Annotated in this window: 6 protein-coding genes; 3 read left to right on the top strand and 3 right to left on the bottom strand. The window is 71.3% G+C overall.

The genetic code is table 11. The annotated features are described in order from the left end of the window. The first annotated feature begins 163 nt into the window (after positions 1-163). Genes HG543_RS12350 through HG543_RS12340 form a run of 3 tightly spaced genes read left to right on the top strand, consistent with a single transcriptional unit; the run spans position 164 to position 1968 of the window. Positions 164-1060: a LysR substrate-binding domain-containing protein gene (locus HG543_RS12350; protein ID WP_169344926.1), complete on the top strand. Its 897-nt coding sequence runs from the start codon at positions 164-166 to the stop codon at positions 1058-1060. 26 nt (positions 1061-1086) lie between these two features. Next, the gene (locus HG543_RS12345; RefSeq protein WP_169344925.1) at positions 1087-1521 is read left to right on the top strand and encodes a hypothetical protein; all 435 of its coding nucleotides are present in this window, start codon (positions 1087-1089) and stop codon (positions 1519-1521) included. Between the two features lie 9 nt (positions 1522-1530). Continuing rightward, on the top strand, positions 1531-1968 hold the full coding sequence (locus HG543_RS12340; protein ID WP_169344924.1) for a hypothetical protein: 438 nt from the start codon (positions 1531-1533) through the stop codon (positions 1966-1968). A 6-nt stretch (positions 1969-1974) separates the two neighbouring features. Here HG543_RS12340 and HG543_RS12335 read toward each other — a convergent pair whose 3' ends face one another. From HG543_RS12335 to HG543_RS12325, 3 genes are all read right to left on the bottom strand, one after another. Then, complete coding sequence (locus HG543_RS12335) at positions 1975-3006, bottom strand: histone deacetylase family protein (protein ID WP_169344923.1); 1032 nt, start codon at positions 3004-3006, stop codon at positions 1975-1977. 268 nt (positions 3007-3274) lie between these two features. Further along, positions 3275-5893 carry an MXAN_6230/SCO0854 family RING domain-containing protein gene (locus HG543_RS12330; protein ID WP_169344922.1) on the bottom strand — a complete coding sequence of 873 codons (2619 nt, stop codon included), beginning with the start codon at positions 5891-5893 and terminating at the stop codon, positions 3275-3277. A 318-nt stretch (positions 5894-6211) separates the two neighbouring features. Beyond that, entirely contained in the window at positions 6212-7021 is an 810-nt protein-coding gene (locus tag HG543_RS12325; protein WP_343073334.1) for a GNAT family N-acetyltransferase, read from the bottom strand. Positions 7022-7051 lie beyond the last annotated feature (30 nt).

Here is a 7051-nt window from a genome sequence, read left to right as displayed (position 1 = left end):
GGCAGCGTCAGGTGTGTATAAGAGACAGGGTGTGGAGGACATGTGGGGCTCCTGTCTTCGGCACGGAGCGGAGGCCACCGTGCCGATGCGGCCTGGATGTGCCACCCGGAGCCTCCGCGCGGAACGGGCAGGAGCGCGGGGGCAGCCATGCGAGAATGCAGGGGTGGACTGGAACGACCTGCGCTATCTGCTCGCGGTGCATGAGGGAGGCTCGCTCGCGGCGGCGGCGCGCAGGCTGCGCGTGGACGCGGCGACGGTGGGACGCCGGCTGACGGCGCTGGAGCGCGCCGTGGGCGTGCGCCTCCTGGAGAAGGCCCCGGGAGGCATGCGCCTGACGGTGGCCGGTGAGCAGGCCGTCCAGGCCGCGAAGCACATCGACGAGACGGCCACCACGCTGGAGCGCCAGCTCGCCGGAGCGGACGTGCAGGTCTCCGGGAGCGTGCGCATCACCGCGCCCGAGACGGTCGTGAGCCACATCCTCGCGCCCCACCTGCCCGCCTGGCGCGAGCGCTACCCAGCGCTGCGTCTGGAACTGCGGGCGGCCACCCAGGTGCTCAACCTCTCGCGCCGCGAGGCGGACGTGGCGGTGCGGCTGTTCCGGCCCCAGGAGGACACGCTCATGGCACGCAAGCTGGGCGAGTTCTCCCTCGCGCTGTACGGTTCCCGGACCTACGTGCGCCGGCACGGGCGTCCCCGGCTGGACGCGCTGCACGAACACGCACTGCTCGGCTACGACGAGTCCCTGGCCCACACGCCGGAGCAGCAGTGGCTGGAGCGCGCGGGGAACGGGGCTCCCTTCGCCCTGCGCAGCAACAGCCGCTACGCGCTGCTGGAGGCCGCGCGCCAGGGGGTGGGGCTCACGGTGCTGCCCTGCTACCTCGCGGACGGCGTGTCAGGGCTGGTCAGGCTCTCGCGTGTGGAGGACCTGCCCCGGCGCGAAGCCTGGCTCGCCGTGCATCCGGACCTCCAACACGCGCCCCGCGTGCGTGCGGCCATCGACCTCGTGGTGGAGGTCTTTCAACACGAAGGCGCCCGGCTGCGGGGCGAGCGACCGAGCTGAAACCTTCATCCTTCCATCAGGACATCATGGATACGTACAGCCTGGAGTTGGCGACGGGCCGCATCATCCATCTCCGGGCGCTCGACCAGTCCCACGTGTACGAAGGACTGCTGGAGGGAGCGCCCACGAAGAAGATGAACCAGGGCATCCTGGGACGCCTGCTGGAAGAAGCGCGGAACCTGAAGGCCGGGGAGCCCTACCTGGTGACTCCGCGCGAGACGCCCATCGAGATGTCGGAGCGGCTCCGGCCGTACCCGTTCGGAGAGCCCGCGGCACTGCCGCCCATCGCCTGTGTCGGGCGCTTCCGCTCATTCCAGCCAGCCAGGGACAAGAACTGTGATGCCTCCGAGCTGGTCGTGGTCTGGCTCCAGGATTCGTTCGCGTTCCCCATCGCCCCGGGGGTGGAGGAACACCTGAAGGCGCTCGACTGGGAGCGCCTCGCTCACGACTTCGAATACTGAGGAGCGGACATGGCCGACGACAGACTCAAGAAGAGCGACCTCATCGTCATCTCCCGCACGCCCGGATTCGATCCGGAGCTCGGGTCGTCGACCCTCCAACTCACCGCTTCGGGATTGGCGTACTACCAGCGCTGGTGGTTCAGCTCCCCTGGGCACGTTCGGCACTCGGAGCAGGCGGAGCACCGCTTCAATGAGTCCGCCATGAGCAGGATTCGAAGCCTCCTCGAAGGGCTTCCGCCCCCGGTGCCTCCCGCCTTCATCATGGAGGACGCCGGGACGTGGGAGTTCGCGTTCTGGAGCGGAGAGGAGGTCCGCGTGGTGAGCATCTACGACATGTACCTGGACGAGAGCACGCGCGAGCGGTTCGGAAATGACGGCTACCCCGCCTTCCACCGGCTCCGCACCCTGTGGAGCATGCTGCACCTCCCCTTCAAGAAGCAGGAGTGAGGCGCCCTACCCCCGCGCGAGGAAGCCCTTCAGCACTCCGGCGACGTTGGAGCCCAGGTCCTCCACCGCGTAGCCGCCTTCCTGCACGAACACCGTGGGAATCCCGAGGCGCGCCAGCCGCTCACCCATCAGCGGGTAGTGCCGCGTCTCCAGCTTGAACGCGCTGATGGGGTCGCCCTCGTACGTGTCGACACCGAGCGACACCACCAGCGCGTCGGGCGCGAAGCCACCGACGGTGTCCAGCGCCGCGTCCAGCGCGGTGACGTACTCCGCCCATGCGGTGCCTCGCGGCAGCGGGAAGTTGCGCGTGTAGCCCTCGCCCTCCCCTGCTCCACGCTCGTCGGCATAGCCGAGGAAGTACGGGTACTCCGTCTCGGGCGTGCCGTGGATGGAGACGAAGAGCACGTCGGAGCGCTCCCAGAAGATGTCCTGCGTGCCGTTGCCGTGGTGGTAGTCCACGTCCAGCACCGCGACGCGCTTCTTCCCGTGGTCCCGCAGGTACTGCGCCGCCAGCGCCGCGTTGTTGAGGAAGCAGTACCCGCCATACACGGCGTGCCCCGCGTGGTGGCCGGGCGGACGGCACAGGGCGTAGGCGCCGCGTTCACCCTCGACGACGTGGGCGGCGGCGGTCAGCGCGCAGTGCGCGGCGGCGAGCGCGGCGTCCCACGTGCCCTCGACGATGGGCGTGCTCGCGTCGAAGGCGTAGTACCCCATCTTCCCGTTGATGCCGGCGGGGATGTGGTCCCGGCGCAGGCTCCGCGCCGGGAAGCCGCTCGGCAGCATGAAGCCCTCCTTGCCCACGGCGCGCCACTCCGCGTGCGCCGTGCGCAGGAACTCGACGAAGCCGGCGTCATGGACGCGCAGCAGCGACTCCAGCGGGAACTCGCGCGGCCCGCCCACCGCGAAGCCCTCGCGTCGCAGCGCCTGGAGGATGAAGTCCGCGCGGGACGGCATCTCGAAGCACGGCACCAGCTCGCCGCGGTGCAGTTCCTTGCCGCCGTCGTGCCGGGCGTGCAGTGGCGAATGGACGACCTTCATGGGAGCGACTCCTGGCGCACGGTGGGCGAAGCGGCGCGGGCGGAATCCTACGAGCCGCGTTTCCCCGTGACGAGCCCACCGGGAGGCGACGGTCGCCCGCTCAGTCGCTCCGTACGCTCCCGGCTTCACCCCGTGCGCGGCAGCCACCGCGTACGCGCGGGCACGCGTCCGAAGCTCCGCGCCCCGGCCACCCGTGGCGGGCCTCCTTCCGCGGTGCCAGGACCGGACCCGCGTCCGAGGCTCCGCGCCCCGGCCATCCGTGGCGGGCCTACTTCCGCAGCGCCGCCACCAGGTCGCCCGCGGCCAGCCGCTTCACCTGCCCGGCGTCCGTGTGACGGAAGTGGAGCGCGTACCCCTCGCTCCCCTCCGGTAGCGAGGGCTCGTCGGAGAGGCCCGCGAAGAAGGTGGGCGCACTCCCCAGCTCCAGCCGCGGCACCGCCCGCGCGTCCTCCAGGCGGCGCACCCTTCGCAGGAAGTGACCCGTGTCCTCGTCCGGTGCCCGTGTGAGGACGACCACGCTCCCATCGCGGCGGCGCACGTGCACCTTGCGGGTGCGTGCGGCGGCATGCAGGCAGGCCAGCTCCCAGAGCGTCGGCCTCGAGCCGGTGCCGAAGTAGTCCATCGTGTCCTTGCCGAAGTGGGCGAGCTCCCCACGCGAGCGCCGCACGCTGTGGAAGCTGCCGTCGGCCGGCACCTTCACGTCCACCCAGCGCATCCGGCGCTCCACCAGGTCGATGACGAGGGGCACCGAAATCATCGCGCTCCCCTGCAGGTCGAAGCGCTGCTCCACCGTGGACGCGTCGAAGTGCGGCCCGCTCGGGCCCTCGCGCACCATGAAGCCCGCGAAGGCGTCCTCCATGCGGTCGAAGGGAACGCCGTCGTAGGAGAACACCACCGGCACCGCGTAGCGCACGCCCTGCTTCAGCAGCTCGGGGGTATTCACATCCAGGAACTCGGCGCCCCCGAGCGGCGGCGTCCCGGAGGTGACGTCTCCCGAGTGCACGGCGGCGTCCTGCGGCAGGCGCAGCTGCGTGAAGTCGCACAGCGACACGAGCCACCACCGGGCATCGTAGAGCGCCACCGACAGGTCGAGGTCCACCGACTCGCCCTTCGGCTCCGTCCAGTGCACGAAGAAGCGCAGGTGCTCGCCCTCGGGCAGCTCCAGCACGCTGCCGCGCGGCACCGCCACCAGCGCGCGCGACGCGGTCTTCTCCGAGAGGGGAACGAGCAGGTCGCCGAGCTTCTCGTCGAGTAGCGCCTGCGGCAGCGCCGGGAGCCCCTCCGCGCGCACCAGCAGCTCCCGCTCCAGCGTTCCGACGAGCTGCCCGAGCATATCCCCGGGCAGCAGCGGCCGCCGGTCCGCGGCGCCCCAGGCATGGGTGGCCTCACCCTTGGGGAAGAACACCCGCCGCGCGAAGGGCGCGTGCCGCCGTCGAAGATGCGCGGCGACGGTGAGCAGGAGCCCGGGCGCGGCGCGCGGTGCCACCGCCTCCAGCGCGGCGACGAGCTTCCGCTCGCGAGCGGCGCCGTCCGCTCCACTCAGCGCCGTGCGCGTCACATGGTCCAGCCGGCGCAGCAGCTCGCCGGGCCGCTGCCGCAACAGCCGCAGCAGCCCGTCCATGTCCCGCAGCTCCAGCGCCTTCTCCACCTGCGCGCTCCAGGACCGGAAGCGCACCGTGAAGCCCTGCTCCGAGGCGCGGAGCTGGAAGGCGTCGGGAAGCGCGCGGGCCCGGGCGAGCAGCGCCTGGCCGAAGTCCGTCTCCGGCTTCAGCACCGTGCCGCGCAGCGTGGCGAAGGCGAGCGCGACATCCGGATGGTCGCTCCAGCGCTCGAAGACGTGGAGCTGCCCGGCCATGGCCTTCCAGAGGCCGGGGTGGCGGTGCACGTCCTCGGTGAGGTTCAGCGGCGGGAGCCCCGCCAGCAGCTCCAGCACGGCGCGCCGCAGCGGGCGCGGGTGGCTCTTGAGCGGCACCTTCACCGTCAGGTCGGGGTTTCCCCCGGCCCACGCGACGAGCACCCGGAGGACATCCGTCGCGGTCTTCAGGTGCGCGGCGGCACCGCTCAGCACGTCACCCATGGCCTCGGGTTCCCGCCTCAGTAGCAGGCCGATGACCTCGGCCAGCGTCTCCTTCACGGGGATGCGCTGCGGAAGCCAGCCGAGCACCTTCAATCGGAAGGCGGAGACGAGCGTGCGGACCGAGTCCATCTCGTCCGGGCGGAGGACGGTGGCACGTGAGAGCAGCCGCTGCAGCATCTCCCGAGCGGCGGCCTCCAGGTCCGTGCCGAGCGACAGCCGCGTCGTGCGCCCGTGCCGGCGCACGTAGAGGCCCCGGGTGGAAGGGTGCGTCACCGGCTGGAAGTAGGGCTGCCCCGGAGAGACGCGCCGGTGGCAGATGGGGCACACGCTCGTCTCGCTCGGGTCGAAGCAGCGCGTGCAGACGACGTGGGCACACGGGTCGATGGCCCGCACCGTGTCCACCTTTCCGCAGTGGATGCAGGGTTGCTCGTACTCCTGGAAGAGCAACACGAGCATGCGCTGCCTGTACACCGAGTCGGTGTCACGAGGGACACTGCCGGGGAAGCCCAGGAAGTGGGCCGCGAAGGGCCGGTCCCCACCGAGCGTCCGCTGGAGCTCGAACCACACGAAGCGCCCCACCGCGGCGAGCATCGTGGGGGGAAGCGCGGCGAGCGCGTCCTGGAGCGGTCCGGACAGCGTGTAGCCCAACGCGAGCAGGTCCGCCTCGAGCACGCGCACGCCCTCACGTCCCTCGGGAGAGGGCTGGCTGCCGGCGGGCACCGGGGGAAGGAAGACGCGAGACGTCTTCCACAGCATCAGGGCCGCGACGGGCCCCGCAGTTCCGGACGGGTCGAGCGCGGGCGAAGTCACCGTGCCTCCGGCGAGAGGGAAGAAGTGGGGCGGAGAGCGGATGCACTACCCATAGGGAGTGAGAAGGAAGCACACCCAGAGCCGCCCCGAGACCGGAGTGTAGCAGAGGCGTGGGCCGTGCGAAGCCGTCCCAGGTGCGCGTTCCGCGCCGACCTCCAGGGCGGCTTCTCCTTCGTCGCCCATACCGAGAACGTCCCGCCCATCCGCCAGGTGCCGCCAGGACCTCCCAACCGCCGCATCCGCACGGGCGAGTGCATTCCCTTCACCCCGCCCGCGGAGTGGATGCGGCGCATGGAGGCCGGCGCCGCGAGACGCCCGCTACCTGGGGCTCGCCGCGGCCATGTAGAAGTGGATGCGCGTCACGGCGCGGTAGCCCATGCGGAGGTACACCGGGTAGCCGTCCGCCGTGGCATGCAGCACCGTGCGCTTCAGTCCCTGCGTGCGGTGCATCTCGTCGAGCGCCTTGCGGAGCACGGCCTCGGCGCAGCCCAGCTTCCGGTGCTGCCGCATCGTCGCTACCAGCGCGACGTAGGCGACGCCGTCGATGGGGAAGACGGTGGTGCTGCTCGCGGCCTCTCCGTCGCGGTAGGCCACGTAGCCCACGCCCAGGCCCTCACCCGCGAAGTACGCGGGCACGTCGAGCGAGGCGCGCACCATGTCCCGGGGCGCGTCATAGGCATGGGCGTTGATGTCCGCGATATCGTTGCGGCCCTTCGTGTCCACGGCCTGGCGCAGCTCCACCTCCGGCAGCGGCCGCCTGGGCGGCACGAGCGCGTCGGTGACCATGCCGGTGGTGTCCATGCCCGTCTTCAGGCCGTACGGGGCGAGCAGCTCCGCGGCGCGGGGGCGAACCTCGGCCGGCAGCCAGTCCTCGCACACGGCGAGCATCCACGGGTTGCCCCGGGGGACGAAGTAGCCCGCCGCCGCCGCGGCGGCACGCTGGAGCTCCTCCGCCGACTTCACCGGCGCGCGGAGGAAGGCCACGTTCAGCATCATCCACGCGCCGTTGGCCGAGGCGATGTGGACGTCGGGCAGGTCGAGCACCTCGCCCCGAGGATTGTGTCGGGCCATGAAGCGCCAGGCGCCGAGGAACTGCTGGTTGGATTCGAGAATCTCGTCGATGGGCACACCGTCTCCAGGTTGTAGCTGCACCCAGAC

It is taken from the genome of Pyxidicoccus fallax (genome assembly GCF_012933655.1).
GTDB lineage: Bacteria > Myxococcota > Myxococcia > Myxococcales > Myxococcaceae > Myxococcus > Myxococcus fallax.
This window is presented reverse-complemented; position numbering and strand designations above follow the sequence as displayed.